The 749-nt window shown below is 53.3% G+C and carries 1 protein-coding gene; it reads left to right on the top strand.

Translation table 11 applies throughout. The features are described 5' to 3' along the window. The first annotated feature begins 144 nt into the window (after nucleotides 1-144). A complete protein-coding gene (locus COW20_12295; protein PIW47656.1) occupies nucleotides 145-549 on the top strand; it encodes a biopolymer transporter ExbD in 405 nt (134 codons plus the stop codon). Nucleotides 550-749 lie beyond the last annotated feature (200 nt).

The raw sequence follows: 749 nt of genomic DNA, 5'->3' as shown, positions 1-749 counted from the left end.
GCGAAGTGCGGTGCTGATCGAGCCGAATGATGAAGCCCTGCATGGCACGATCTCGACGATCTGGGACGACATGCGGTCCAACGGTATTTCTGTGTCGATCCAGCGTCCGCGCGGCGAAGACGACACCTAGCTCGGGAGAGAGATATGGCTCGACGTGGGAGCCGGGTACAGACGGATGACGAAGATGTCGAACTGAATATGACGCCCATGCTGGATGTCGTGTTCATTCTCCTGATCTTCTTCATTGTGACGGCTGTATTCGTAAAAGAACCGGGCGTGGATGTTATTCGGCCGGACGTAAACCAGAGTGATTCGATGAAGCCGACCTTGCTGGTCGCCGTGACATCGGCCGATGAAATCTGGATCAACCGCAATGTGTATGAAATTTCACAGGTGCGTGGTGTACTCGAGCAATTATTGTCAGAGAATCCGCGGGCTGAAGCGATGATCCAGGGCGATCAGGATGCTCCAATTGGCACCGTACTGGACATCCAGGAGATGCTCACACAGCTGGGTGTTGAGGAAATCAACATCTCGGAAGAAAGCTAGGAGTGGCTGATGGGTAGTATTTTCAGACTTGTCATCGGTGTTCCGATTGCGATTGTTGTGACCTTTGCGCTCTTCATGCTGATGCGGACGCTCATTTTTGTGGATGAGGCACCGCTTGAGGAAGAAAGCACGACTTACCGCTTTGATATCAATCCGCAGGTTGAGCAAGTGGACGCCCGGGCGCGCGATACCTCCATTGA

The sequence above is a fragment of the bacterium (Candidatus Blackallbacteria) CG13_big_fil_rev_8_21_14_2_50_49_14 genome (assembly GCA_002783405.1).
Classification (GTDB): domain Bacteria; phylum Cyanobacteriota; class Sericytochromatia; order UBA7694; family UBA7694.
This window is presented reverse-complemented; position numbering and strand designations above follow the sequence as displayed.

Bases quoted from the DNA above. Each gene is read 5' to 3' on its own strand.
- COW20_12295 (PIW47656.1), top strand. From the start codon at position 145: ATGGCTCGACGTGGGAGCCGGGTACAGACGGATGACGAAGATGTCGAA.